This is a genomic window from Pseudomonas kielensis, from assembly GCF_014236655.1.
Classification (GTDB): Bacteria; Pseudomonadota; Gammaproteobacteria; order Pseudomonadales; family Pseudomonadaceae; genus Aquipseudomonas; species Aquipseudomonas kielensis.
The window spans coordinates 210105-236253 of the sequence record NZ_JACMYG010000006.1; the positions used below are offsets into that span (position 1 = coordinate 210105).

The 26149-nt window shown below is 62.1% G+C and carries 20 protein-coding genes and 1 pseudogene; 17 read left to right on the plus strand and 4 right to left on the minus strand.

Annotated elements, in window-relative coordinates; genetic code table 11:
* Positions 1-6 precede the first annotated feature (6 nt).
* The gene (locus H7995_RS28970; RefSeq protein ID WP_457810071.1) at positions 7-801 is read right to left on the minus strand and encodes a methyl-accepting chemotaxis protein; all 795 of its coding nucleotides are present in this window, start codon (positions 799-801) and stop codon (positions 7-9) included.
* Between the two features lie 63 nt (positions 802-864).
* Positions 865-1899: pseudogene (locus tag H7995_RS28975) on the minus strand (HAMP domain-containing protein); the annotation flags it as partial.
* Positions 1900-2180: 281 nt separating this feature from the next.
* Here H7995_RS28975 and H7995_RS08550 point away from each other — a divergent pair.
* Together H7995_RS08550 and H7995_RS08555 are read left to right on the plus strand one after the other, a co-directional pair.
* Complete coding sequence (locus tag H7995_RS08550) at positions 2181-2435, plus strand: hypothetical protein (protein ID WP_095167330.1); 255 nt, start codon at positions 2181-2183, stop codon at positions 2433-2435.
* Between the two features lie 31 nt (positions 2436-2466).
* Complete coding sequence (locus H7995_RS08555; protein WP_166592146.1) at positions 2467-3036, plus strand: lipocalin family protein; 570 nt, start codon at positions 2467-2469, stop codon at positions 3034-3036.
* A 79-nt stretch (positions 3037-3115) separates the two neighbouring features.
* Here H7995_RS08555 and H7995_RS08560 read toward each other — a convergent pair whose 3' ends face one another.
* The gene (locus H7995_RS08560; protein WP_166592147.1) at positions 3116-4480 is read right to left on the minus strand and encodes a formimidoylglutamate deiminase; all 1365 of its coding nucleotides are present in this window, start codon (positions 4478-4480) and stop codon (positions 3116-3118) included.
* 187 nt (positions 4481-4667) lie between these two features.
* Here H7995_RS08560 and hutC point away from each other — a divergent pair, with 187 nt between their 5' ends.
* Positions 4668-5336, plus strand: coding sequence for a histidine utilization transcriptional repressor HutC (gene hutC / locus H7995_RS08565; RefSeq protein WP_232534619.1), 669 nt, complete (start codon positions 4668-4670; stop codon positions 5334-5336).
* Between the two features lie 14 nt (positions 5337-5350).
* Positions 5351-5923 carry a HutD/Ves family protein gene (locus tag H7995_RS08570; RefSeq protein WP_182343145.1) on the plus strand — a complete coding sequence of 191 codons (573 nt, stop codon included), beginning with the start codon at positions 5351-5353 and terminating at the stop codon, positions 5921-5923.
* Between the two features lie 6 nt (positions 5924-5929).
* Here H7995_RS08570 and H7995_RS08575 read toward each other — a convergent pair whose 3' ends face one another.
* Entirely contained in the window at positions 5930-7567 is a 1638-nt protein-coding gene (locus H7995_RS08575; RefSeq protein ID WP_166592149.1) for a methyl-accepting chemotaxis protein, read from the minus strand.
* A gap of 452 nt (positions 7568-8019) precedes the next feature.
* Here H7995_RS08575 and hutU point away from each other — a divergent pair, with 452 nt between their 5' ends.
* From hutU to mdoH, 13 genes are all read left to right on the plus strand, one after another.
* Positions 8020-9702, plus strand: coding sequence for a urocanate hydratase (gene hutU, locus H7995_RS08580; protein WP_166592150.1), 1683 nt, complete (start codon positions 8020-8022; stop codon positions 9700-9702).
* Positions 9703-9918: 216 nt separating this feature from the next.
* Complete coding sequence (locus H7995_RS08585) at positions 9919-10887, plus strand: ABC transporter substrate-binding protein (protein WP_166592151.1); 969 nt, start codon at positions 9919-9921, stop codon at positions 10885-10887.
* A gap of 70 nt (positions 10888-10957) precedes the next feature.
* Positions 10958-11809, plus strand: coding sequence for an ABC transporter permease (locus H7995_RS08590; RefSeq protein ID WP_166592152.1), 852 nt, complete (start codon positions 10958-10960; stop codon positions 11807-11809).
* Positions 11806-12630 carry a quaternary amine ABC transporter ATP-binding protein gene (locus H7995_RS08595; protein ID WP_166592153.1) on the plus strand — a complete coding sequence of 275 codons (825 nt, stop codon included), beginning with the start codon at positions 11806-11808 and terminating at the stop codon, positions 12628-12630. The genes H7995_RS08590 and H7995_RS08595 overlap by 4 nt, the downstream gene beginning before the upstream one ends.
* 142 nt (positions 12631-12772) lie before the next feature.
* The gene (locus tag H7995_RS08600; protein WP_185818242.1) at positions 12773-14296 is read left to right on the plus strand and encodes an HAL/PAL/TAL family ammonia-lyase; all 1524 of its coding nucleotides are present in this window, start codon (positions 12773-12775) and stop codon (positions 14294-14296) included.
* A 104-nt stretch (positions 14297-14400) separates the two neighbouring features.
* Entirely contained in the window at positions 14401-15939 is a 1539-nt protein-coding gene (gene hutH, locus H7995_RS08605; protein ID WP_185818243.1) for a histidine ammonia-lyase, read from the plus strand.
* Positions 15940-16063: 124 nt separating this feature from the next.
* A complete protein-coding gene (locus H7995_RS08610) occupies positions 16064-17473 on the plus strand; it encodes an amino acid permease (protein WP_166592156.1) in 1410 nt (469 codons plus the stop codon).
* Between the two features lie 17 nt (positions 17474-17490).
* Positions 17491-18696 (plus strand): imidazolonepropionase, encoded by a 1206-nt coding sequence (gene hutI, locus H7995_RS08615; protein ID WP_166592157.1) that lies wholly within the window; start codon positions 17491-17493, stop codon positions 18694-18696.
* 10 nt (positions 18697-18706) lie between these two features.
* A complete protein-coding gene (gene hutG / locus H7995_RS08620) occupies positions 18707-19507 on the plus strand; it encodes an N-formylglutamate deformylase (protein WP_166592158.1) in 801 nt (266 codons plus the stop codon).
* Positions 19508-19986: 479 nt separating this feature from the next.
* Entirely contained in the window at positions 19987-20958 is a 972-nt protein-coding gene (pip, locus tag H7995_RS08625) for a prolyl aminopeptidase (RefSeq protein WP_166592159.1), read from the plus strand.
* The gene (dtd, locus tag H7995_RS08630; RefSeq protein ID WP_166592160.1) at positions 20955-21392 is read left to right on the plus strand and encodes a D-aminoacyl-tRNA deacylase; all 438 of its coding nucleotides are present in this window, start codon (positions 20955-20957) and stop codon (positions 21390-21392) included. The genes pip and dtd overlap by 4 nt, the downstream gene beginning before the upstream one ends.
* A gap of 322 nt (positions 21393-21714) precedes the next feature.
* Positions 21715-23502 carry a glucan biosynthesis protein G gene (locus H7995_RS08635; protein ID WP_206684517.1) on the plus strand — a complete coding sequence of 596 codons (1788 nt, stop codon included), beginning with the start codon at positions 21715-21717 and terminating at the stop codon, positions 23500-23502.
* Positions 23495-26065, plus strand: coding sequence for a glucans biosynthesis glucosyltransferase MdoH (gene mdoH, locus H7995_RS08640; protein ID WP_166592162.1), 2571 nt, complete (start codon positions 23495-23497; stop codon positions 26063-26065). The genes H7995_RS08635 and mdoH overlap by 8 nt, the downstream gene beginning before the upstream one ends.
* Positions 26066-26149: the final 84 nt, after the last annotated feature.

Genomic DNA, 26149 nt, shown 5'->3' on the forward strand with positions numbered 1-26149 from the left:
AGCGCCCTAGATCCGGAAACTCCCCACCAACTGCTGCAACCGCGCTGCCTGCTGTTCCAGGTCGGCGCAGGCACGCAAGGTCGACTGCAGGTTTTCCACCCCTTCCTGGTTCAAGGTGTTGATTTCGGTGATGTCGACGTTGATCGACTCGACCACCGCCGTCTGCTCTTCGGTCGCAGTCGCCACCGACTGGTTCATGCCGTCGATTTCACCTATGCGCTGGGTCACGCTGCCCAGCCGTTCGCCGGCCTGGTTGGCGATGCCGACGCTGCTTTCGCTCTGGCGCTGGCTGTCGGTCATGATGCTCACCGCTTCGCGGGCGCCGATCTGTAGCTCTTCGATCATCTTTTGCACTTGCTGCGCCGAATCCTGGGTGCGGTGGGCCAGGTTGCGCACTTCGTCGGCGACCACGGCAAATCCCCGTCCGGCTTCACCGGCCCGCGCTGCCTCGATGGCGGCGTTGAGCGCCAGCAGGTTGGTCTGCTGGGAGATGCTGGTGATCACCTCCAGAATCTGCCCGATGTTCACCGTGTTGCTGTTCAGGGTTTCGATATTGCCGCACGAGTCGCTGATTTTCGCCGACAGCTGCTGCATCGCCGCGATGGTTTTATCCACCACCTGTTGACCTTCCTCGGCCAGGCCACGGGCATCACTGGAGTGCTGCGAGGCGAGGGCGGCGTTCTGGGCGATTTCCTGGGCGGCGGCCCCGAGCTGGTTGATCGCCGCTGCGACACTGCTGGTGCGCGAGGCTTGCTGGTCGGAGTTGAACATCGACGAGTTGGAAGCGCTGACCACTCGCATCGCGACTTCGTTGACGTGCCCGGTGGCCGAGGACACTTCGCGGATCGAGCTGTGGATACGCTCGACAAAACGGTTGAACGAGACACCCAGGGCGCCGAACTCGTCATGGCCGTGAATGGTCAGGCGCTTGGTCAGGTCGCCTTCGCCCTCGGCGATGTCATGCATCGCCCGGCCCATGTCCAGCAGCGGCTGCATCAGGACACGGATCAACATGCCCAGCAGCGCGATGATGATCACCACGGCAATCAGCATGGCAATGATCGCCGAGGTGCGAAACTCGCTGAGCATCGCGAACGCGGTGTCCTGGTCGAGCACCAGGGCGACGTACCAGTCGGCCGAGGGCACGCCGTTGACGTGGGTGAAGGAGATGAACTGGCGCTTGCCGTTGACCTCGACTTCCTTCATTCCGGCGCTGACGCTGGGTGCTCCGGCGGGGTAGGCCTCGGCCAGGCTCTTGAGCACCAGCTTGCTGTCCGGGTGAATCAGGATTTTGCCGGCGCCGCTGACAATGAAGGCGTGCCCGTGCCCGTCGAAGTCCAGGGAGTTGATGATGGCGCTGACGTTGGCCAGGTCGATGTCTGCCCCGGCCACGCCGATCAACTGGTTCTGGTGCTGCACCGGGGTGGCCACGGTGATCACCGGTTTGCCCGAGGACGCCGCGATGTAGGGTTCGGTGACGATGGTCTGCTGGGCGCTGTTGGCGGCCTTGTACCAGCCACGGCTGCGGGGGTCGTAGTCTGCGGCGCGATTGCCGGCCGGTACCGAGAACATCAGGCCGTCGGTGCCACCGAAGTAGCTCAGCTGAAAGTTGCTGGTGTACACCGGCAGGCCGACCGTGCGCTTGAGCGTGGCCGGCGCCGGGCCATCGATCGCGACCTGCTGGGCCAGCGATTGCAGGAGCTGGATACGGCTTTCCAGCCAGGTCTGGATGTTGCTGGTGGTCAGGCTGCCGAGCTCCTGCATCGAGGCTTCAGTGCTGGCACGCAGGGTCTGACGCTGGCGATAGTCGTTGAACAGGATGAAACAGGCGAATGCAACGGCCACCACCAGGGCAGCGGCGAGCAGGATCTTGTGGCTGAACTTCATGTTTCTGGTCATTAAGAGAGCTACCGCGGGAGGACGGGTCAACGAGGGGGGCGTCAAATTGCCACAGCAGGGCTTGGCGATGCTTCTATGTCGACAGGGCGGCGGCAAAGATGAGACGGGTTTGGCAAAAAACGACGAAATGTCGTACGGCGCAAAACAGTGTCCGATTCAAGCCTTGGGCGCCGATCTGACCGTTCAAGAAATACCCGCCTGCGCTGGGAACCAGATGGGGGTTTTCTCTTCTAAGCTTCTGATTGGCAGCCATGCCAGCGTCTCTTCCCAGGAGTTTCACCATGTCGCTGCGATCTATCGCCTTGCTGTCGTTTTGCGTGCTGTTGGCCGCATGCAGCAAGGTCAACCAGGAAAACTACTCGAAACTCTCGGCGGGCATGCCCAAGGCCGAGGTCGAAACCCTGTTGGGCAAACCTGCGGATTGTTCCGGCGCATTGGGCATGTCCAGCTGCACCTGGGGCGACAAGAACAGCTTTATCAGCGTGCAATTTGCCGGTGACAAAGTGTTGATGTTTTCCGGGCAAGGCCTGAAGTAAACCGGGGCCAAGCGCCCACGGGAGAAAAATAATGATGCGGTTTGTACTCGTTCTTTTAGCCGGTCTGTTCTTGGCCGGCTGTGCCACCTCTGGCGATGATTCGCTGGCACCCAAAACGGCCAATAACGTCGACCTCAAGCGTTACCAGGGTAAATGGTACGAGTTGGCGCGCATGCCCATGTACTTCCAGCGCAACTGCGCCCAGTCCGAAGCCCACTACGCCCTCAAGCCCGACGGCGACATGGGCGTGCTCAACCGTTGCCTGACGCCAGAGTGGACCTGGGAAGAAGCCCGGGGCACGGCGACGCCGCAGGTGCCGGGCAAGACCGACAAGCTGTGGGTGAATTTCGATAACTGGTTTACCCGCCTGTTGCCAGGTGTGGTCAAGGGCGACTACTGGGTGCTGTACGTCAGCGATGACTACCAGACCGCGATCGTCGGCAACCCCAACCGCCGCTACCTCTGGCTGTTGTCGCGCAAGCCGCAAGTCAACGCCGAGACCCGTGAAGAACTGCTGAGCAGGGCGCGTCAGCAGGGCTACGACACCACTCGCCTGATCTGGCGTGTGTCGGATGAGCGGATGGCCAAGACCTCGAAGTAACCGCAGACCCAAGGCTTGCCGGCGCTGGCGAATGTATCGACGCCATCGCCGGCAAGCCTTGCTCCCACCTGTGCAGCGATCAGCCCAGCAGGTCGCGCAACACCTGGGTGAACGCCCGGCTGCTCTCTTCCTCGCCAGCATGATGGCCGTCACGCACCACCCACTTGCCGTTGACCAGCACGTCGCGGACCTGACGGTCGCCGCCGGCAAACAGCCAGCGGTTGAGAATGGCGTCGCCACTGGCGGTCGCCAGGTAAGGATCATTGCCATCGAGCACCAACCAATCGGCGCGCTTGCCCACTGCCAGTGCGCCTATCGGCTGGCCCAGCGCCTGCGCGCCGCCATCAAGCGCGGCGTCGTACAGGGTGCGACCGACCATCGGTTGCTCGGCGCCATACAGGCGGTTGCGGCGTTGATCGCGCAGGCGCTGGCCGTATTCCAGCCAGCGTAATTCCTCGACCACACTCAGCGACACATGGCTGTCGGAGCCGATCCCCATGCGCCCGCCTTGGGCGAGGAAGTCCACGGCCGGGAAAATCCCGTCGCCCAGGTTGGCTTCGGTGGTCAGGCACAGGCCGGCGATGGCTCGGCTTCTGGCCATCAAACTGACTTCTTCCGGATTGGCGTGGGTCGCGTGCACCAGGCACCAGCGCTGATCGACTTCGGTGTTTTCATACAGCCACTGCAATGGCCGGCGACCGCTCCAGGCCAGGCAGTCGTCGACTTCCTTCTGCTGTTCGGCGATGTGGATATGCACCGGGCACTGCGGGTCGCTGGCGGCCAGCACGTCGCTGATCTGCTGCGGTGTCACCGCGCGCAACGAGTGGAAACACAAGCCCAGGCGCTGTGCCGGCTGTTGCGCCAGGATCGGCTGCAAACGCGCCTGCAAGTCGAGGTAGTTTTGCGTGCTGTTGATAAAGCGGCGCTGGCCATCGTTCGGCGCCAGGCCACCAAAACCGGAATGGCTGTACAGCACCGGCAGCAGGGTCAGGCCGATACCGGCGGCGCTGGCGGCGTGGCTGATCTGCAGCGACAGCTCGGCGGGGTCGGCATACGCCTGGCCATTGTGATCGTGGTGCACATAGTGGAATTCGGCGACCGAGGTGTAGCCGCACTTGAGCATTTCGATGTACAGCTGGCGGGCAATCACGCCCAACTGATGCGGGCTGATTTTTCCGACGAGGCGATACATCAGGTCGCGCCAGGTCCAGAAACTGTCGTTCGGATTGCCTGCCACTTCCGCCAGGCCGGCCATCGCCCGCTGGAACGCATGGGAGTGCAGGTTGGGCATGCCCGGCAGCAACGGACCACTCAGCCGTTCCGCGCCTTGCGCGCTGGCATCGACCTGGATGTGGGTCAGCAGGCCATCGGCACCGACCTCAAGACGTACATTGTTGGCCCATCCGTCAGGCAGTAGCGCGCGTTCGGCAAAGAAGGCGGACATGGTTCAGCACCCCATCGTGTGTTATTTGTATATACATATACAGACGTTTGCCTGCTCGGTAAACTCCGGCAAGCTAGTGACTTTCATCCATCAACAAGGATTTCCTGTGCCGACTCCGCCTGCAGTATCGACGCTGAGTGCCAACCTGGGCGACAGTCCGGCGCCCTTGTACGCACGCGTCAAACAGATGATCACCCAGCAGATCGACAGTGGAAACTGGCCGCCGCACTACCGTGTGCCGTCGGAAAGCGAGCTGGTCAGCCAGTTGGGTTTCAGCCGCATGACCATCAACCGCGCCCTGCGCGAGATGACGGCCGACGGCCTGTTGGTGCGCATGCAGGGCGTCGGAACCTTTGTCGCCGAACCCAAGAGCCAGTCCGCGCTGTTTGAAGTGCACAACATTGCCGATGAGATCGCCTCCCGTGGCCACCGCCACACTTGCAAGGTGATCACCCTGGAAGAAGAGGCTGCCGGTTCCGAGCGTGCGCTGGCGCTGGACATGCGCGAAGGGCAGAAGGTCTTCCATTCGCTGATCGTGCATTTCGAGAACGATATTCCGGTGCAGATCGAGGATCGTTTTGTGAACGCCCTGGTGGCGCCGGATTACCTCAAGCAAGACTTCACCCAACAAACGCCGTACGCCTATCTGAACCAGGTGGCGCCCCTGACCGAGGGCGAGCACGTGGTCGAGGCGATCCTGGCCGAGTCCAGCGAGTGCAAGTTGCTGCAAATCGAAAAGGGCGAGCCGTGCCTGCTGATTCGTCGGCGCACCTGGTCGGGCCGCCAGCCGGTGACGGCTGCACGCCTGATCCACCCCGGTTCCCGTCATCGCCTGGAAGGGCGGTTTCATAAATAAGACACGAGGCACCCATGAGTCAGTTGAAGGTCTTGCGCGCGGCCGACTATCCGCGCATGCCGTGGAAGAATGGCGGCGGTAGCACTGAAGAAATTACCCGCGATGCCGGCACCGGCCTGGACGGTTTCGGCTGGCGCCTGTCGATTGCCGATATCGGCGAGTCGGGCGGGTTCTCCACCTTCGCCGGTTATCAGCGGGTGATCACCGTGCTGCAAGGCGCCGGCATGCGCTTGACCGTCGATGGTCAGGACACGCGTCCACTGTTACCGCTGGACCCCTTTGCCTTCAGCGGCGAGAGCCAGGTGTCGTGCACACTGCTGGGTGGGGCGATTCGTGACTTCAACCTGATTTATGCGCCGCAGCGTTACAGCGCGCGGTTGCAGTGGCTGGACGGCGAGCAGCGTTTCTTTACTTCAGCGGGCACTGTGTTGGTGTTCAGTGTCACCGAACAGCTTGCAGTGAAGCTCAGTGAAGGTGCCCAGCAACTGGGTCGCCATGATTGCCTGCAACTGGACGGTAACCGCGGTTTGCTGGAAATCTCCGTCAGTGGCCCGTGCTGCGTGATCGAGTTGACGCCGCAGCGCTAATGCCGGTTATTCCCGTTCGAGGATGAAGCCTCGAACGGTCTCCTCCAGTTCACTCGACATTCGCTTGAGCGCGTGCGTGGTGGTCACGACGTCCTGTTGTGCCGCGACATTTTCCTCCACACGCTGTGCGACGGTTTCGACATTGCGCGCGACGTCCTCACTGGCCACACGTTGCTCCTGCAAGGCGTGGGAAATCTGCCTGACCGCGTCGAGTGACTGATCCAGCGCGTTTTTTACATCACTCATCGATGCGCCGGCACTGTCGATCAGTTGCTGGCCCTGAAGCACCCGCTCACGACCGGCGCTCATGCTGTTGTTCGCTTTGCGCATGCCGCCCTGGATCGTACTCACCAGCTTTACGATCTCGGCAGTGGAGCGGGTCGTGCGGATCGCCAGCTCCCGTACTTCTTCGGCAACTACGGCAAACCCGCGGCCTTGCTCCCCGGCCCGGGCGGCCTCGATGGCGGCGTTGAGCGCGAGCAGGTTGGTTTGTTCGGCGATACTGTGGATCACGTCGACGATTTTCCCGATGGAATTGGAGTGCACGGTCAGTTGATCGAGATCGCTCGAGGTCTGGGTCACCAACTGCGCGATTTGCTGCATTTCAATGATGGATCGGTCCATGGCGGTCATGCCCTGGACGGTGATCTGTTCGGCTTTTTGCGTGGTATCGCGTGCTTGCACGGCACTCTCGGCGATGTGGGTGATGTTGGCCGACATCTGTTCAGCGGCCGCGGCGATGGAAGACGCGGCACTGGTCTGTTCGGCGGCCTGTTTCAGGCCTTGCTCGGACGAGGTACCCAGGCGTCTGGTCGAGGCCTCGATGTGCCGCGAGGCCTCGCGGATTTTGCCGATCATGCTGCGCAGGCTGCGGCGCATCGCCTCGACGGATTGCATGACTCCCGTAGTGGTTGCGCTGAAGGTGGGCGGTTCGAAGAGTTGGCCCTGGGCGATGTGTGTGCTGATCGCGGCCAACTCGTGGGGTTCGGCACCGAGGTAGCGCACCAGTCTGGCGCAGAAAATCGCGGCGTAGAGGCTGGCGAACAGCAGCGTCAGCGCCAGGACAATGACCTCCAGCTTCCTGTAGAACTCGTAGCGAGCTTGGCTGAGCTCGTACTGTTTTCGGGCCTCTTGCAGTTGAACGTCGGTCAGTTGCGAAAACAGCGAGGTCAACGGGTCGATCAAGGGGTAGAGCTGTCGGGCGGCGAAGTGCTCCAGGCTCGGGTCTGAAGGAGCGCTGCGGTTGAGTAGCGCCTGCAAGTGCCGTAGCGGCGCTTCGGTTGCCTGCATCAGCGGGGCGATTTCGCCGATCAGTTGCACTTCGTCGGCAATCAAGTGCGTCGACAGGTAGCTGAGCCAGCGTTGTTCGATCTCCGGTAACGCGAGGCTGATCTGTTCAGCGGCTTGTGCGGCGGTGTAGATGCCGTCCCGGGCCTTGTGTGTGGCGTCGACGATCTGGACGGAATACAGCTCGGAAATTCTCTTCAAGTCCTGCAGCGGGATGACCCGGTCGAGGTATACCGTCTCCAGTCCCTGGACCGTGGAGCGCATCCCGTACAACCCGAGTGCGCCGATGCACATCAAGCTGGTCAGCAGGGTGCCGGCAAGCAGCAGGAGATGGGTTCTGACTTTCCACTGTTTCATTGCGGGTTCCTCGCAGGCGTGACTTCAAGGGGGGGTGGTTATGAAGTCGGCGAGGATCGGTGGCAGTAGAGTCGGACGCTTCTAATGAGGTTGTAGGGTGTTTCTGGAGTGCGCTGAATTGAGCAGTGCGTGTTACCGAACGCCCCAACGTGGCGCAAAACCACGTTGCAGTAACAACGGGCATGCCCTCGAAAACGTCCCCGCGAAAAAAATCATCCACGCAAGAACCCTTGATTCAGGCGCCCTCCAGCCCTTTCAGCGTTTTTCTTGAATGCCTGCCCGGCAAGTTGGCCGCTCGATTGCATATGCTTGTATGTACAAGTAAAGACGTATGCGTATGAGTCACGGAGACTCGACCATCGTCCACTGATTCGCTGGTGCGCATCGTTGTTCGCCGGCTTGCTCGCCCGCCGCCTGGGTTGGTTTGGATTGATTGCTGAGGAGTTCTGTTCGTGACCGAGAATAAGCCTACGAAATACCGTGACGTTGAAATCCGCGCTGCCCGCGGTAACAAGCTCACCGCCAAGAGCTGGCTGACCGAAGCGCCGCTGCGCATGTTGATGAACAACCTCGACCCGGAAGTTGCCGAGAACCCTAAAGAACTGGTGGTTTACGGCGGTATCGGTCGCGCAGCGCGTAACTGGGAATGCTACGACAAGATCGTCGAAAGCCTGACCAACCTGAATGACGACGAGACCCTGCTGGTGCAATCCGGCAAGCCTGTCGGCGTGTTCAAGACCCACACCAACGCCCCGCGCGTACTGATCGCCAACTCCAACCTGGTGCCACACTGGGCCAGCTGGGAACACTTCAACGAACTGGATGCCAAGGGCCTGGCCATGTACGGCCAGATGACCGCCGGCAGCTGGATCTACATCGGCAGCCAGGGCATCGTCCAAGGCACCTACGAAACCTTCGTCGAAGCCGGTCGCCAGCACTACAACGATGACCTCAAAGGTCGTTGGGTGCTGACCGCAGGCCTGGGCGGCATGGGTGGCGCCCAGCCTCTGGCTGCAACCCTGGCCGGCGCCTGCTCGCTGAACATCGAATGCCAGCAAGTGAGTATCGATTTCCGCCTGAAAAGCCGCTACGTCGACGAGCAAGCCAAAGACCTCGACGACGCGCTGGCCCGTATTGCCAAGTACACCAGCGAAGGCAAAGCGATCTCCATCGCCCTGCTGGGCAACGCGGCGGAAATCCTGCCGGAACTGGTCCGTCGTGGTGTGCGCCCGGACATGGTCACCGACCAGACCAGCGCCCACGACCCGCTCAACGGCTACCTGCCCGCCGGCTGGACCTGGGATCAGTACCGCGAACGTGCCAAGACTGAGCCCGCCGCTGTGATCAAAGCCGCCAAGCAATCGATGGCCGTGCACGTCAAGGCGATGCTCGACTTCCAGAAAATGGGAATTCCGACCTTCGACTACGGCAACAACATCCGTCAGATGGCGCAGGAAGAAGGCGTGGAAAACGCCTTCGACTTCCCAGGCTTCGTACCGGCCTACATCCGTCCACTGTTCTGCCGTGGCATCGGCCCGTTCCGTTGGGCTGCGCTGTCGGGCAATGCCGAAGACATCTACAAGACCGACGCCAAGGTCAAGGAACTGATCCCGGACGACGCTCACCTGCACAACTGGCTGGACATGGCGCGCGAGCGCATCAGCTTCCAGGGTCTGCCGGCCCGTATCTGCTGGGTGGGCCTGGGCCTGCGCGCCAAGCTGGGCCTGGCGTTCAACGAAATGGTGCGCAGCGGCGAGCTGTCGGCACCGATCGTGATCGGCCGCGACCACCTGGACTCCGGTTCGGTATCGAGCCCGAACCGCGAAACCGAATCGATGCAGGACGGTTCCGATGCCGTGTCCGACTGGCCACTGCTCAACGCTCTGCTCAACACCGCGAGCGGCGCGACCTGGGTTTCCCTGCACCATGGCGGCGGCGTCGGCATGGGCTTCTCCCAGCACTCGGGCATGGTGATTGTCTGCGACGGTACCGACGAAGCGGCTGAGCGTATCGCCCGTGTCCTGCACAACGACCCGGCCACTGGCGTCATGCGCCACGCCGACGCCGGTTACCAGATCGCGATCGACTGCGCCAAAGAGCAGGGCCTGAACCTGCCGATGATCACCGGCCAGTAACGCACTCCCTGTAGGAGCCGGCGGGCAAGCCAGCTCCTACATCAGTTATGTCGGCAGAGATTGCTTGTGCAGGCTGAAACCGTGGACTTACGCGGTCATCGAATAAAAAGCTGAGTGGAGCCCACCGCATGACAGCAGTGAAGCTCAATTGGAAGTGGACAGGCCTGGATGCCTCTTGACTGCCGTAAGCCAATTCCTGAATAGGAGCGTCATACAATGAAAATCAACAAGACTCTGCTGGGCACTTTGATTGCTGTAGGCCTGTTGGCCAATGCTGGCGCCTCCCAGGCGGCCGGCTGGTGTGAATCAGGCAAACCAGTGAAATTCGCCGGGCTGAACTGGGAAAGCGGCATGCTGCTGACCGACGTGATGCAGGTGGTGCTGGAGAAAGGTTACGACTGCAAGACAGACAGCCTGCCAGGCAATTCCATCACCATGGAAAACGCCCTGAGCAGCAACGATATTCAAGTCTTCGCTGAGGAGTGGGTTGGCCGCAGCGAAGTCTGGAACAAGGCCGAGAAGGCCGGCAAGGTCGTCGGTGTCGGCGCCCCGGTGGTCGGCGCCGTTGAAGGCTGGTACGTGCCGCGCTACGTGATCGAAGGCGATGCCAAGCGCAAGCTGGAAGCCAAGGCGCCGGACCTCAAGGCCATCGCTGACCTGGCCAAGTACGCCAGCGTGTTCAAGGATCAGGAAGAGCCGAGCAAAGGCCGTTTCTACAACTGCCCGGCCGGCTGGACCTGCGAGCTGGACAACAGCGAGATGCTCAAGAGCTACGGCCTGGAAAGCAGCTACACCAACTTCCGCCCAGGCACCGGCCCGGCGCTGGATGCCGCGGTGCTGTCGAGCTACAAGCGTGGCGAGCCGATCCTGTTCTACTACTGGTCGCCAACCCCGCTGATGGGCCAGGTCGACCTGGTGAAACTGGAAGAGAAGCCCGGTGTGGACAAGAGCGTGGACATCAAGGTCGGCCTTTCCAAGACCTTCCACGAACAAGCACCCGAACTGGTGGCCGTGCTGGAGAAGGTCAATCTGCCGATCGACCTGCTGAACCAGAACCTGGCCCGCATGACCAAAGAGCGGATCGAGTCGCCAAAACTGGCGAAGATCTTCCTCAAGGAACATCCTGAAGTCTGGCGCGCCTGGGTCAGTGAAGACGCTGCCAAGAAAATCGACGCGGCCTTGTAGTTCGAGCCTTTCCGGCGGTCTGCAAGGGCCGTCGGACGCTTGATCACAACCCCTTGATTGAGAGTCTCCTATGTTTCCTGAAAGCTTTACCTTTTCCATCGCCGACTGGGTCAACAGTTGGGTCGATTCGCTGGTGACCAACTACGGCGATGTGTTCCGGCACATCTCCGACACCCTGCTCTGGGCCATCGTCAACCTCGAAGGCCTGCTGCGTGCGGCGCCCTGGTGGCTGATGCTGGCCATCGTCGCGGGCGTGGCCTGGCACGCCACCCGCAAAGTGCTGACCACGAGCGTGATCGTCGGCCTGCTGTTCCTGGTCGGTGCCGTTGGCCTGTGGGACAAGCTGATGCAGACCCTGGCGCTGATGATGGTGGCCACGGTCATTTCGGTGCTGATCGGCATTCCGCTGGGGATTCTCTCGGCGCGCAGCAACCGCCTGCGTTCGGTGTTGATGCCGCTGCTGGACATCATGCAGACCATGCCCAGCTTCGTGTACCTGATCCCGGTGCTGATGCTGTTCGGCCTGGGCAAGGTGCCGGCGATTTTCGCCACCGTGATCTACGCCGCGCCGCCACTGATCCGCCTGACCGACCTGGGTATTCGCCAGGTTGACGGCGAGGTTATGGAAGCCATCAACGCCTTCGGTGCCAACCGCTGGCAACAACTGTTTGGTGTGCAACTGCCACTGGCCCTGCCGAGCATCATGGCTGGGATCAACCAGACCACCATGATGGCCCTGTCGATGGTGGTGATCGCCTCGATGATCGGTGCCCGTGGCCTGGGTGAGGACGTGCTGGTGGGTATCCAGACTCTCAACGTTGGGCGGGGCCTTGAAGCCGGTCTGGCGATCGTGATTCTCGCTGTGGTCATCGACCGCATTACCCAGGCCTACGGCCGGCCACGGCATGAGGTGAGCAAATGAGCAACGCAGCCAAGATCGAAGTCAAAAACGTCTTCAAGATTTTCGGCAATCGTTCCGCCGATGCGCTGAACATGATTCGCCAGAACAAGAGCAAGGACCAGGTACTGGCCGAAACCGGCTGCGTGGTCGGGGTCAACGACCTGTCGCTGAGTATCGGCAGCGGTGAGATCTTCGTGATCATGGGCCTGTCGGGTTCCGGCAAGTCGACCCTGGTCCGCCACTTCAACCGCCTGATCGACCCGACCAGCGGCGCGATCCTGGTGGACGGCGTGGACATCCTGCAATACGACATGGACGCGCTGCGCGAATTTCGTCGGCGCAAGATCAGCATGGTGTTCCAGAGCTTCGGCCTGTTGCCACACAAGAGCGTGCTGGACAACGTCGCCTACGGCTTGAAAATCCGTGGCGAAAGCAAAGCCATGTGCTCCGAGCGTGCGCTGCACTGGATCAACACCGTGGGCCTGAAGGGGTACGAAAACAAATACCCGCACCAGTTGTCCGGCGGCATGCGTCAGCGGGTGGGCCTGGCCCGTGCCCTGGCGGCAGACACCGACATCATTCTGATGGACGAAGCCTTCAGTGCCCTCGACCCGCTGATCCGCGCTGAAATGCAGGACCAGTTGCTCGAGCTGCAAAAGACGCTGCACAAGACCATCGTGTTCATCACCCACGACCTCGACGAAGCCGTGCGCATCGGCAACCGCATCGCGATCCTCAAGGACGGCCGCCTGATCCAGGTCGGCACGCCGAAAGAGATCCTGCACTCGCCGGCCGACGAGTATGTCGACCGCTTCGTGCAGCGGCGGGCGGCGGTGGTTTAAGAGGTTTGTGGCGACTGTGCCGGTCTCATCGCGAGCAAGCTCGCTCCCACAGGGGAATGCATTTCAAATGTGGGAGCGAGCTTGCTCGCGATGGGGTCGGCAGGGCTGCATCAATATTCAGGTTGTACACGCGAGGTTGAAGATGTCCCAGGCTGAAAAAATCGTTATCACCGAAGCGCAGGTAACTTGGCAGGACGTCGTCGCTGTCGCCCGTGATGGTGCACAGCTCGAGCTGTCGGCGTCGATCTGGGCGCGCATCGAAAACGCGCAGGCCATCGTCCAGCGCATCGTCACCAGCGGCGAACGTGCCTACGGTATCAACACCGGCCTGGGCGCGCTGTGCAACGTATCGCTGCAAGACGAACAGCTCAGCCAGTTGTCGCGCAACACCTTGCTCAGCCACGCTTGCGGCGTGGGTGCGCCGCTGACGAACGAGCAGACCCGCTCGATCATGTGCGCGGCCATCGTCAACTACAGCCACGGCAAATCCGGCCTGCACCGTCAGGTCGTCGAAGCGCTGCTGGCGCTGCTCAACCGGGGCATCACCCCGCAAGTGCCGTCACAAGGTTCCGTGGGCTACCTGACTCACATGGCACACATCGGCATCGCGCTGCTGGGCGTGGGCAATGTCAGCTATCGCGGGCAGATCGTTTCCGCGCAGCAAGCGCTGGCCGAAGAAGGCCTGCAACCCGTCAAGCTCGGGGCCAAGGACGGCTTGTGCCTGGTCAACGGCACGCCGTGCATGAGCGGCCTGAGCTGCCTGGCGATTGCCGATGCCACGCGCCTGCTGGAATGGGCCGACGTGATCGGCGCCATGAGCTTCGAAGCCCAGCGAGGGCAGATCGATGCATTCGACGCAGAAATCATCGCGCTCAAGTCGCACCCGGGCATGCAGCAAGTCGGGATCAACTTGCGGGCCTTGCTCGACGGCAGCGAAGTGATCGCCCAGAGCAAAGGCATTCGCACCCAGGATGCCCTGAGCATCCGCTCGATCCCGCAGGTGCACGGTGCTGCGCGCGATCAACTGGTGCACGCGATCAAACAGATCGAAACCGAACTCAACGGCGCCACCGACAACCCGCTGGTGCTGGGCACCGCGGACAATTACCGCGTGGTTTCCCAGGCCAACCCCCACGGCCAGTCGGTGGCCCTGGCGGCCGACCTGCTGGCGATTGCCATGGCGGAGATCGGCTCGATTGCCGAGCGCCGTCTCGACCGCCTGATCAACCCGCACGTCAGTGGCCTGCCGGCGTTCCTGGTGGCCAACCCCGGGGTGAACTCGGGGATGATGATCGTGCAGTACGTCGCGGCTTCGCTCTGCGCGCAAAACCGTCAGTTGGCGCAACCGGCGGTACTGGACAACTACGTGACTTCGGGCCTGCAGGAAGACCACCTGAGCCTGGGCACCAACGCTGCGCTGAAACTGCACGGGGTGCTGGAGAACTGCACACAGATCCTGGCCATCGAGTACCTGCTGGCGGCCCAGGCGTTTGAATTCCTCAAGGACCAGGGCTTCGGCGTTGGCACCGATACCGCCTGGCGCCTGTTGCGCGAGCGGGTTGCCGCCTACGACCAGGACCGTTGGTTGGCGCCGGACATTGCCAGTGCCGCCGCGCTGTTGAAAGACCCGGATTTACTGCAAAAGACATTTGCCGATTTGTACTGATTTCTAACAAAGCCAGCGTGCCAAGGCGCCACCCCTCAAAAGCGGGAAGCGACGGACAACGGACACTTCCGGAGCGTCTGGTTAATAAAACTCTCAAAAGGAGAATGAATGTGACTGCGCTGAACCTTATCCCAGGCCAACTGAGCCTTGCCCAACTGCGTGCCGTGTATCAACAGCCGGTGCGTGTGACCCTGGACGACAGTGCCTCGGCACAGATCGACGCCAGCGTGGCCTGCGTGGAACAGATCCTCGCGGAAAACCGCACCGCCTACGGCATCAACACCGGTTTCGGCCTGCTGGCCTCGACCCGTATTGCCAGCGAAGACCTGGAAAACCTGCAGCGCTCCCTGGTGCTGTCCCACGCCGCCGGTGTCGGCGAGCCGATCAGCGATGCGCTGGTGCGCCTGATCATGGTGCTCAAGGTCAACAGCCTGAGCCGTGGTTTCTCTGGCATTCGCCGGGTCGTGATCGACGCCTTGATCGCCCTGATCAATGCCGAGGTGTACCCGCACATCCCGCTCAAAGGTTCGGTTGGTGCATCCGGTGACCTCGCGCCCCTGGCCCACATGTCGCTGGTCCTGCTGGGCGAAGGCAAGGCCCGCTACAAAGGTGAATGGCTGGAAGCCACCGAGGCGTTGAAAGTCGCCGGCCTGGCGCCGCTGACCCTGGCCGCCAAAGAAGGCCTGGCGCTGCTGAACGGCACCCAGGTCTCGACGGCCTACGCCCTGCGTGGCCTGTTTGAAGGTGAAGACCTGTTCGCCGGTGCCCTGGCCCTGGGCGGCCTGACCGTGGAAGCGGTGCTGGGTTCGCGCTCGCCGTTCGACGCGCGCATCCACGCAGCCCGTGGCCAGAAAGGCCAGATCGACGCGGCCGCGGCCTACCGCGACCTGCTGGGCGAGCGCAGTGAAGTGTCTGATTCGCACCAGAACTGCGACAAGGTCCAGGACCCGTACTCCCTGCGCTGCCAGCCACAAGTCATGGGCGCCTGCCTGACTCAGTTCCGTCAGGCCGCAGAAGTGCTGGCCGTCGAAGCCAACGCCGTGTCCGATAACCCGCTGGTCTTCGCCAGCGAAGGCGATGTGATCTCCGGCGGTAACTTCCACGCCGAGCCAGTGGCCATGGCCGCCGACAACATGGCCCTGGCCATCGCGGAAATCGGCTCCCTGAGCGAGCGCCGCATTTCGTTGATGATGGACAAGCACATGTCGCAGCTGCCGCCGTTCCTGGTGGCCAACGGTGGCGTCAACTCCGGCTTCATGATTGCCCAGGTGACGGCAGCGGCCCTGGCCAGCGAGAACAAGGCCTTGGCCCACCCGCACTCGGTAGACAGCCTGCCGACGTCGGCCAACCAGGAAGACCACGTGTCCATGGCCCCAGCGGCAGGTAAGCGCCTGTGGGAAATGGCTGAAAACACCCGTGGTGTTCTCGCAGTCGAGTGGCTGGCTGGCTGCCAGGGCCTGGACCTGCGCGACGGCCTGAAAACCTCGTCGAAGCTGGAACAAGCCCGCACCATCCTGCGCGCCAAAGTGCCGTTCTACGAGAAGGACCGCTTCTTCGCGCCGGACATCAACGCGGCCAGCGAGCTGCTGGCTTCGCGCTGCCTGAATGAACTGGTGACGGCCAAGTTGCTGCCAAGTCTGTAAGGGACCCATCACGGGCAAATCGAATCGTCGCACCGCCACTCCCACAAGGATTGCGCTGAACCTGTGGGAGTGGGTTTGTTGGTGATGCGATTATTGCGTCGATAAGAATAATTAGGGACGAGCAATGCAACAGCCAGACAAAGGCTTGAAACGCGGGCTATCCGCCCGACATATTCGCTTCATGGCACTGGGGTCGGCGATCGGCACCGGGCTTTTCTACGGTTCCGCCTCGGCCATCCAGATGGCCGGCCCCGCCGTGCTGCTGGCCTACCTGATTGGTGGTGCCGCCGTCTTCATGGTCATGCGCGCCCTCGGCGAGATGGCCGTCCACAACCCGGTCTCGGGCTCCTTTGGCCATTACGCCAGCACCTACCTGGGCCCCATGTCCGGCTTCATCCTCGGCTGGACCTACGCCTTCGAGATGATCATCGTCTGCCTGGCCGACGTCACCGCCTTCGGCATCTACATGGGCTTCTGGTTCCCGGAAGTCGCACGCTGGATCTGGGTGCTGGGCATCGTGCTGCTGATCGGCGGGCTGAACCTGTGCAACGTCAAGGTCTTCGGCGAAATGGAGTTCTGGCTGTCGCTGCTGAAAGTCGCCGCCATCGTGGCGATGATCCTCGGCGGTTTTGGCATCATGCTCTTCGGCATCGGCACGGCCGGCACTGAACAGGCTCCCGGCCTGAGCAATCTGTGGGCCCACGGTGGTTTCATGCCCAATGGCGTCGGCGGTTTGATCGCCTCCCTGGCGGTGGTGATGTTCGCGTTCGGCGGCATCGAGATCATCGGCATCACCGCCGGTGAAGCCAAGGACCCACAACGGGTGATTCCACGGGCGATCAATGCGGTGCCCCTGCGGATCCTGCTGTTCTACGTGCTGACCCTGTTTGTGCTGATGGCGATCTACCCATGGCCACAGATTGGCAGCCAGGGCAGCCCGTTCGTGCAGATCTTCGACAGCCTGGGCATCGGCGCGGCGGCGACCGTGCTCAACATCGTGGTGATCTCGGCGGCCGTGTCGGCGATCAACAGCGACATCTTCGGCGCCGGGCGCATGATGTACGGCCTGGCGCAGCAGGGCCACGCACCCAAGGGGTTTGCGCGGCTGTCGAAACAGGGTGTGCCGTGGATGACCGTGGTGGTCATGGGCGCAGCGTTGCTGGGCGGCGTGGTGTTGAACTACCTGATTCCCAAGGATGTGTTCCTGGTGATCGCCTCGATCGCGACCTTCGCCACCGTCTGGGTGTGGTTGATGATTCTGGTTACCCAGGTGGCCATGCGCCGTTCGATGACCCGCGAGCAAGTCGCCGAGCTGAAATTCCCGGTACCATTCTGGCCTTATGCGCCGGCGGCCGCGATTGTGTTCATGCTGTTTGTCTTTGGTGTGCTGGGTTACTTCCCGGACACCCAGGCAGCGCTGGTGGTCGGTGCGGTGTGGATCGTCCTGCTGGTGATTGCCTATAAATTGTGGGTCAAGCCCGCTGCCCCAACGGCGGTCGAGGTCACCTGCGAACCTTCCATGTCCCATCGATAACCTAACGGAGGCCTGGGATGAAAACGCTCTGGCAACACTGCCACGTTGCAAGCATGGCCCAAGGCACGTACTCGATCATCGAGGACGCCGCCATCGTGACGTCTGGTGCGCACATTGAGTGGATCGGCCCACGTGGCGAGCTGCCGTCCGATTATTACCCCGAGGTCCATGACCTCGCGGGGGCCTGGGTGACCCCGGGCCTGATCGACTGCCACACGCACACCGTGTTCGGCGGCAACCGCAGCGGCGAATTCGAACAGCGCCTGCAAGGGGTCAGCTATGCCGAGATCGCTGCCGCCGGCGGTGGCATCGCCAGCACCGTGCGCGCGACCCGTGCCGCAACGGAGGACGAACTGTTCGCCAGTGCCGCCAAACGCCTGAAAAGCCTGCTGCGCGACGGCGTCACCAGCATCGAGATCAAGTCTGGCTATGGTCTGGACCTGGCCAGCGAGCGCAAGATGCTGCGGGTCGCCCGGCGCCTCGGTGAGGCGTTTGCGGTCAGCGTGCGCACCACCTGCCTGGCGGCCCACGCCTTGCCACCGGAGTACGCCGATCGCAGCGATGACTACATCGAACACATCTGCAGCGAGATGCTCCCGGCCCTGGCGGCTGAAGGGCTGGTGGATGCGGTGGATGCGTTCTGCGAATACCTGGCGTTTTCGCCAGCGCAGGTGGAGCGGGTGTTCATCACCGCGCAGAAGCTGGGCCTGCCCGTGAAGCTGCACGCCGAGCAGTTGTCGTCGTTGCACGGCGCAAGCCTGGCGGCGCGGTATCAGGCGTTGTCGGCCGACCACCTGGAGTTCATGACCGAAGACGACGCCATCGCCATGGCCAAGTCCGGTACTGTCGCGGTGCTGTTGCCCGGCGCCTTTTACTTCCTGCGCGAAACCCAGTTGCCGCCGATGGATGCCCTGCGCAAGCACGGGGTGAAAATCGCCATCGCCAGCGACCTCAACCCCGGCACTTCGCCGGCCCTGTCGGTGCGCCTGATGCTGAACATGGCCTGCACCTGCTTTCGCATGACGCCAGAGGAAGCCTTGGCCGGCGCGACCATCCACGCCGCCACGGCGCTGGGCATGGCCGACACCCACGGTTCGCTGGAAGTGGGCAAAATGGCCGACTTCGTTGCCTGGCAGATCGAACGTCCGGCCGACCTGTCGTACTGGTTGGGCGGTGACCTGGAAAAACGCGTCGTGCGTCACGGCGTTGAAGTCGAGATTTAGGAGAACAGCTGTGGATAAGGTTCTGAACTTCCAACAAGGCCGGGTGCCGCTGCTGATCAGCATGCCCCATGCCGGTTTGCGCCTGACGCCGGCTGTCGAGGCCGGGTTGATCCCCGCCGCGCAAAGCCTGCCGGACACCGACTGGCACATTCCGACACTTTACGAGTTCGCCCAGGAGCTGGGCGCCAGCACCCTGGCGGCGGAGTATTCGCGGTTCGTCATCGACCTCAACCGTCCGTCCGACGACAAGCCGTTGTACGTCGGTGCAACCACCGGCCTGTACCCGGCAACGTTGTTTGATGGCGTGCCGTTGTTCCGCGAAGGCCTGGAGCCGTCTGCCGAGGAGCGCGCACGCTATCTGGAGCAGGTCTGGACCCCGTATCACCGCACGCTGCAACAGGAGCTGGCGCGGCTCAAGGCCGAGTTTGGCTACGCCATGCTGTTCGATGCGCACTCGATCCGCTCGGTGATCCCGCACCTGTTCGAGGGCAAGCTGCCGGACTTCAACCTCGGCACCTTCAATGGCGCCAGTTGCGATCCGACGCTGGCCACCGAGCTGGAAGCGATCTGTGCGCGTCACAGCGATTACAGTCACGTGTTGAACGGGCGCTTCAAGGGCGGCCACATCACCCGTCATTACGGCAACCCGGGCGAAAACATCCATGCGGTGCAACTGGAGCTGGGGCAGTGCACCTATATGGAAGAGTTCGAGCCGTTCCGCTACCGCCCCGACCTGGCGGCCCCGACCCAGGTGGTGCTCAAGCAACTGCTGCAAGGGATGTTGGCCTGGGGTCGGCAGCGATACGGTTGAGGAGAAGCTCTCAAGATCGTTTGATCCTGGGTTTGTGGGTTTATCCGTTGTTTACCCCTGACGTACGGCCCCTCGTTCAGGCTCGGGGTGCCTTCGCTACGGTATCGATCCGGGGGCATCGCCTCCGGTTTGCTGCGCTGCACTTCCTCTCGATGTAGGCGGCTTCGCCGCACGGCGCTACGCGCCTCCCCCCGGATGCATGCCTTCGCTCAGCCTGCCGATGGGGCGGGTGCATCAAGATCAAGAGCCAGGGCACGGCGAGGCGGTCTACCGGCCGGCCTGCTTTCCCACAGTGACTCGGGGTGTTTGCAGATTGTGCATGCGCCCTGCAAGTTTGCGTGGGAAAGGACCCTCGCCGGCGCCGCAAAACCGTATTTTCTTCAGGGACATGCTCATTGCGCTATTCGGGTTTATGATGCCCAACGGCAGAATAATAGAAGTCCCCCCAGGGATGACCTCGACCCCTTACGGAGCGCGCAATGCAGACTTTGTACCCGCAGATCAAACCCTACGCCCGGCATGATCTGGCCGTCGATGAAACCCATACCCTGTATGTCGACGAAAGCGGATCACCGGAAGGTTTGCCGGTAGTGTTCATTCATGGTGGCCCCGGGGCGGGCTGCGACGCGATGAGCCGACGTTACTTCGATCCGAACCTGTACCGCATTGTCACCTTCGACCAGCGCGGTTGTGGCCGCTCCACGCCCCACGCCAGCCTGGAAAACAACACCACCTGGGACCTGGTCGCCGACCTTGAGCGGATTCGCCAGCACCTGGGCATCGACAAATGGGTGCTGTTCGGGGGCTCCTGGGGTTCGACCCTGGCCCTGGCCTACGCGCAAACCCACCCTGAGCGCGTGCACGGCCTGATCGTGCGCGGGATTTTTCTCTGCCGCCCGCAGGAAATCGAATGGTTCTACCAGGCGGGCGCCAGCCGTCTGTTCCCCGACTACTGGCAGGACTACATCGCGCCTATCCCACAGGACGAGCGCGACGACCTGCTCAAGGCCTTCCACAAGCGCCTGACCGGCAACGACCAGATTGCCCAGATGCACGCGGCCAAGGCCTGGTCGCTGTGGGAAGGGCGCACCGCGACCCTGCGTCCGAATCCGCTGGTGGTCGATCGCTTCTGCGAGCCACAGCGTGCGCTGTCGATTGCCCGCATCGAATGCCACTATTTCACCAACAATGCTTTCCTCGAGCCTAACCAGCTGATTCGCGACATGGGCAAGATCGCCCACCTGCCTGGCGTCATCGTGCATGGTCGCTACGACGTGATCTGCCCGCTGGACAATGCCTGGGAATTGCATCAGAACTGGCCCAACAGTGAGCTGCAGGTGATCCGCGACGCCGGGCACGCTGCCTCCGAGCCGGGTATTACCGATGCCCTGGTACGGGCGGCCAGTCAGATGGCGCGGCGTTTGCTCGATCTGCCGCCTGAAGAAGCATGAAGGGCCTGTTGCAGCGCGTGCGTGGCGCGCGCGTCGAGGTGGCGGGGGAGGTTGTCGGCTCGATCGACCAGGGCTTGCTGGTGCTAGTGGCCGTGGAACCCGACGATACCCGGGCCAGCGCCGACAAACTTTTGCATAAGCTGCTTAACTATCGGGTATTCAGCGACGCTGAGGGCAAGATGAATCTGTCCTTGGCCGATGTCGGTGGGGGGTTGCTGCTGGTCTCGCAGTTCACCCTGGCCGCCGACACCAAAAATGGCCTGCGCCCGAGCTTTTCGACCGCTGCCCCTCCGGCACTGGGCGAAGAGCTTTTTGACTATCTATTAGGCAAGGCGCAACAGTTGCATGGCAATGTGGCATCAGGCAGATTTGGCGCGGATATGCAGGTGCATCTGGTCAATGATGGCCCGGTGACCTTCCTGTTGCAGACCTGAAAGTGTTTGAAACATCTTTTCAGGGCTGTTTCGGGGCGAAACAGGGGTTTTTCGCAATAAATACTTTGTTACCCCTGATGCGTTGTAACGCGGGCTACTAGATAATCCCGCGCTACGGGGATCAGCGTTCGTTGGCCCATTTTTGACTTAGGTAGAGACTTGTTCGCGACCGTTTGGGGAATCATTTTGCCCCATCGGAGTCGGAACAATGCTCGCCAACCTGGCATATAGATAGCTGGCCGTTGGTTTTTTGATCTGTTTTCGGCGAGGGTTGCTCGTGATTGTTAGTCCCTGTACTGCACCAAAATTGTCTGCCAAACGGTTGCGAAACGCACTGGCGACAGGCTCTGCCCTGTTTTGCCTGCTCAGCGCCGGCCAGCTTTGGGCATTCAATCTGAACGATGTGTCGGCCAAGGCAAAAGAGCTGGCGGGGCAGAAATACGAAGCTCCGCGCAGCAATCTGCCGAACGAATTCCGCGAAATGAAATTCGCGGACTACCAGAAAATTCGTTTCCTGACCGAAAAAGCCGAATGGGCCGATAAAAAGACCCCGTTCAAGCTGTCGTTCTATCACCAGGGCATGCATTTCGACACGCCGGTGAAAATCAACGAAATCACGGCCAACACCGTCGAAGAGATCAAGTACGACCCAAGTCGTTTCGATTTCGGCGACGTCAAGTTTGATCCCAAGGCCACCGAACAACTGGGTTACGCCGGTTTCCGCGTGCTTTACCCGATCAACAAGGCCGACAAGCAAGACGAAATCATGACCATGCTGGGCGCGAGCTATTTCCGCGTCGTCGGCAAGGGCCACACCTATGGCCTGTCGGCCCGCGGCCTGGCGATCGATACCGCGCTGCCGTCGGGTGAAGAGTTCCCGCGTTTCACCGAGTTCTGGATCGAGCAGCCGAAGCCAGGCGACAAGCACCTGGTGATTTTCGCCCTGCTGGATTCGCCACGTGCCACCGGTGCCTACCGCCTGACCCTGCGTCCTGGCAGCGACACCATTGTCGACGTCAAGGCGCAGATGTTCCTGCGTGACAAGGTCAGCAAGCTGGGCATCGCCCCGCTGACCAGCATGTTCCTGTTCGGCGCCAACCAGCCATCGAAGGTCCTCAACTACCGTCGCGAGCTGCACGACTCCAGCGGCCTGGCGATCCATGCCGGCAATGGCGAGTGGATCTGGCGTCCGCTGAACAACCCGAAACACCTGGCCGTGAGCAACTTCTCGGTTGAGAACCCGCGTGGTTTTGGTCTGCTGCAACGTGGCCGCGACTTCAGCCACTATGAAGACCTCGACGACCGCTACGACAAGCGCCCAAGCGCCTGGATCGAGCCAAAAGGCGATTGGGGCAAGGGTTCGGTCGACCTGGTGGAAATTCCTACCGCCGATGAAACCAACGACAACATCGTGGCTTTCTGGAGCCCGGAAAAACTGCCGGAACCTGGCCAGCCGCTGGATGTAGCCTACCGCCTGCACTGGACCATCGACGAAGCAGCCCTGCACGCCCCGGACAGCGCCTGGGTCAGCCAGACCCTGCGTTCCACCGGCGACGTCAAGCAGTCCAACCTGATTCGTCAACCAGACGGCAGTGTGGCCTACCTGATCGACTTCGAAGGTCCATCCCTGGCAGCCCTGCCGCCGGAGGCCGACGTTCGTAGCCAGGTCAGCGTGGGTGACAATGCCGAGCTGGTCGAGAACAGCGTGCGCTACAACCCTGAAACCAAGGGCTGGCGCCTGACGCTGCGGATGAAGATCAAGGACCCGAGCAAGTCGACCGAGATGCGTGCCGCCCTGGTGCAGCCCATCGTGCCGGCGGACCTGACCAAGACTTCGCTGCCAAGCTCCAATTCCTCGGTGGCCAAGGCCGACAAAGTGGCCGCCAAGCAGCAAGAGAAAGCAGACAAGGAAGCCAAGCAGGCAGAAGCCAAGCAAGCGGACGCCAAACAGGCTGACGCCAAGAAGCCCGCTGCCGAGAGCAAGACCAAGGACAACAAAGACGCCAAGCAGCCCGTTGCTGCCGACGCGGCCCCAGCCACACCGGAATCGGCGCCGACTGAAGAAGTCTTGACCGAGACCTGGAGCTATCAGTTGCCTGCCGATGAGTAATTCCCACGTACAGCCAGAGTCGCTCAGCGAGTACCTGGCGCATTTGCCGATGACCGATGAGCAGCGCGCCGAACTGGCGGGCTGCAAATCCTTCAGCGAACTGCATGAACGCTTGTCCTCGTCGACCTTCGACGCACCGACGGAGGCCGCGCAGGCCTCGGTCGGCCGCCGCCTGACCCTCAACTCCGCCGAAGAGCTGGAAGAGGCCGAGATGCTGGTGCTCGACGCCAGCGGCCGGGTGTGCCTGAAAGCCACCCCACCGATCCGTCGGACCAAGGTCGTGCCCGAGCCGTGGCGCACCAATATCCTGGTGCGCGGCTGGCGTCGGCTGACCGGTCGTACCAATCCGCCGGCACCGCCCAAGGACGAACGTGTGCTGCCGGCTGCGCGCTGGCGCACCGTCGGTTCGATTCGTCGCTATATCCTGCTGGTGCTGATGCTGGGCCAGACCATCGTTGCTGGCTGGTACATGAAAGGCATCATGCCGTACCAGGGCTGGGCGTTCGTCGACCTGGAAGAGGTGCTGCATCAACCCCTGATGCAAACCGCTACCCAGGTGCTGCCGTATGCCTTGCAGACCAGCATCCTGATTCTGTTCGGGATCCTGTTCTGCTGGGTCTCGGCCGGTTTCTGGACCGCGCTGATGGGCTTCCTCGAGTTGCTGACCGGCCACGATAAATACCGCATCTCCGGTAAAAGTGCCGGTAACGAGCCGATTCCGAAAGACGCACGCACCGCCCTGGTGATGCCGATCTGCAACGAAGACGTGCCGCGGGTGTTTGCCGGTTTGCGCGCCACTTTCGAGTCCGTGGCCGCCACCGGCGACCTCGACCGTTTCGACTTCTTCGTGCTCAGCGACAGTAACGACACCGATATCTGTGTTGCCGAGCAGCAGGCCTGGCTGGACGTCTGCCGCGAAGCCAAGGGCTTTGGCAAGATCTTCTATCGCCGCCGTCGCCGTCGGGTCAAACGCAAGAGCGGCAACCTCGACGACTTCTGCCGTCGCTGGGGGGGTGACTACAAGTACATGGTGGTCCTCGACGCCGACAGCGTAATGAGCGGTGAGTGCCTGACCAGTCTGGTGCGCTTGATGGAAGCCACGCCGGACGCCGGGATTATCCAGACCGCGCCACGGGCGTCGGGCATGGACACCCTGTATGCGCGCATGCAGCAGTTCGCCACCCGGGTTTACGGCCCGCTGTTCACCGCCGGCCTGCACTTCTGGCAGTTGGGCGAGTCCCACTACTGGGGGCACAACGCGATCATCCGCATGAAGCCGTTCATCGAGCACTGCGCCCTGGCGCCGTTGCCCGGTAAAGGCGCGTTTGCCGGTGCCATCCTTTCCCACGACTTCGTTGAAGCTGCGCTGATGCGCCGTGCCGGCTGGGGCGTCTGGATTGCCTACGACCTGCCGGGCAGCTATGAAGAACTGCCGCCCAACCTGCTGGACGAACTCAAGCGTGACCGTCGCTGGTGCCACGGCAACCTGATGAACTTCCGGCTGTTCCTGGTCAAGGGCATGCACCCGGTGCACCGTGCGGTGTTCCTGACAGGCGTGATGTCCTACCTGTCGGCGCCGTTGTGGTTCTTCTTCCTGGTGCTGTCGACGGCCTTGCTGGCGGTCAACACGCTGATGGAGCCGCAGTACTTCCTGGAGCCGCGCCAGCTGTATCCGCTGTGGCCACAATGGCACCCGGACAAGGCCATCGCGCTGTTCTCGACCACCATCGTGCTGCTGTTCCTGCCCAAGCTGTTGAGCATCATCCTGATCTGGGCCAAGGGCGCGAAAGAGTTCGGCGGCAAGTTCAAGGTGACCCTGTCGATGCTCCTGGAGATGCTGTTTTCCATGCTGCTGGCGCCGGTGCGGATGATTTTCCACACCCGCTTTGTGCTCGCCGCGTTCCTCGGCTGGGCCGCGACCTGGAACTCGCCACAGCGTGACGATGACTCCACGCCCTGGAGCGAGGCAGTCAAGCGCCACGGTCCGCAGACCCTGCTGGGCTTCTTCTGGGCCTTGCTGGTGATCTGGCTGAACCCGAGCTTCCTGTGGTGGCTGGTGCCGATCGTCGGTTCGTTGATGCTGTCGATCCCGGTATCGGTGATCTCCAGCCGTGTGGGCCTGGGCCTGAAGTCCCGTGACGAGAGCCTGTTCCTGATTCCTGAGGAATACAATCCGCCACAGGCCTTGCTGGCGACTGACCAGTACACCCACGAGAACCGTTGGCACGCGCTGAACGACGGCTTCATCCGTGCCGTGGTCGACCCGCAGCAGAACGCTCTGGCGTGTGCGCTGGCGACGTCGCGTCACGGTCAGGCCGAGCCGATCGAGTGGTTGCGCGCCGAGCGGGTGCGCCATGCGTTGAAAGTCGGCCCGGCCGGCTTGAACAACCATGAGCGGCTGCAGTTGCTCAGCGACCCGGTCGCCCTGGCTCGCCTGCATGAGCAGGTCTGGAGCGAAGGCCATGCGCAATGGCTGGACGCCTGGCGGGCTTCGGTGAAAGCCGACCCCCATGCGCCGCTGTTGCCGCTCAAGCCCTTGAGCTTGCAGGCCCAACCGGCCTGATGAAAAAGCCCCGCCAATCCGCGGGGCTTTTTTTTGCCTGAAACTTCGTAAGCACTTGTGCAAACGGCCGAGTGCGTTAGCATC

What these genes read in the sequence shown, in the direction of transcription:
- H7995_RS28970 (WP_457810071.1), bottom strand. Translation starts at nt 801, where the DNA reads ATGCGAGTGGTCAGCGCTTCCAACTCGTCGATGTTCAACTCCGACCAG.
- H7995_RS08550 (WP_095167330.1), top strand. Translation starts at nt 2,181, where the DNA reads ATGTCGCTGCGATCTATCGCCTTGCTGTCGTTTTGCGTGCTGTTGGCC.
- H7995_RS08555 (WP_166592146.1), top strand. Translation starts at nt 2,467, where the DNA reads ATGATGCGGTTTGTACTCGTTCTTTTAGCCGGTCTGTTCTTGGCCGGC.
- H7995_RS08560 (WP_166592147.1), bottom strand. Translation starts at nt 4,480, where the DNA reads ATGTCCGCCTTCTTTGCCGAACGCGCGCTACTGCCTGACGGATGGGCC.
- hutC (WP_232534619.1), top strand. Translation starts at nt 4,668, where the DNA reads ATGATCACCCAGCAGATCGACAGTGGAAACTGGCCGCCGCACTACCGT.
- H7995_RS08570 (WP_182343145.1), top strand. Translation starts at nt 5,351, where the DNA reads ATGAGTCAGTTGAAGGTCTTGCGCGCGGCCGACTATCCGCGCATGCCG.
- H7995_RS08575 (WP_166592149.1), bottom strand. Translation starts at nt 7,567, where the DNA reads ATGAAACAGTGGAAAGTCAGAACCCATCTCCTGCTGCTTGCCGGCACC.
- H7995_RS08585 (WP_166592151.1), top strand. Translation starts at nt 9,919, where the DNA reads ATGAAAATCAACAAGACTCTGCTGGGCACTTTGATTGCTGTAGGCCTG.
- H7995_RS08590 (WP_166592152.1), top strand. Translation starts at nt 10,958, where the DNA reads ATGTTTCCTGAAAGCTTTACCTTTTCCATCGCCGACTGGGTCAACAGT.
- H7995_RS08595 (WP_166592153.1), top strand. Translation starts at nt 11,806, where the DNA reads ATGAGCAACGCAGCCAAGATCGAAGTCAAAAACGTCTTCAAGATTTTC.
- H7995_RS08600 (WP_185818242.1), top strand. Translation starts at nt 12,773, where the DNA reads ATGTCCCAGGCTGAAAAAATCGTTATCACCGAAGCGCAGGTAACTTGG.
- hutH (WP_185818243.1), top strand. Translation starts at nt 14,401, where the DNA reads ATGAATGTGACTGCGCTGAACCTTATCCCAGGCCAACTGAGCCTTGCC.
- H7995_RS08610 (WP_166592156.1), top strand. Translation starts at nt 16,064, where the DNA reads ATGCAACAGCCAGACAAAGGCTTGAAACGCGGGCTATCCGCCCGACAT.
- hutI (WP_166592157.1), top strand. Translation starts at nt 17,491, where the DNA reads ATGAAAACGCTCTGGCAACACTGCCACGTTGCAAGCATGGCCCAAGGC.
- pip (WP_166592159.1), top strand. Translation starts at nt 19,987, where the DNA reads ATGCAGACTTTGTACCCGCAGATCAAACCCTACGCCCGGCATGATCTG.
- dtd (WP_166592160.1), top strand. Translation starts at nt 20,955, where the DNA reads ATGAAGGGCCTGTTGCAGCGCGTGCGTGGCGCGCGCGTCGAGGTGGCG.
- mdoH (WP_166592162.1), top strand. Translation starts at nt 23,495, where the DNA reads ATGAGTAATTCCCACGTACAGCCAGAGTCGCTCAGCGAGTACCTGGCG.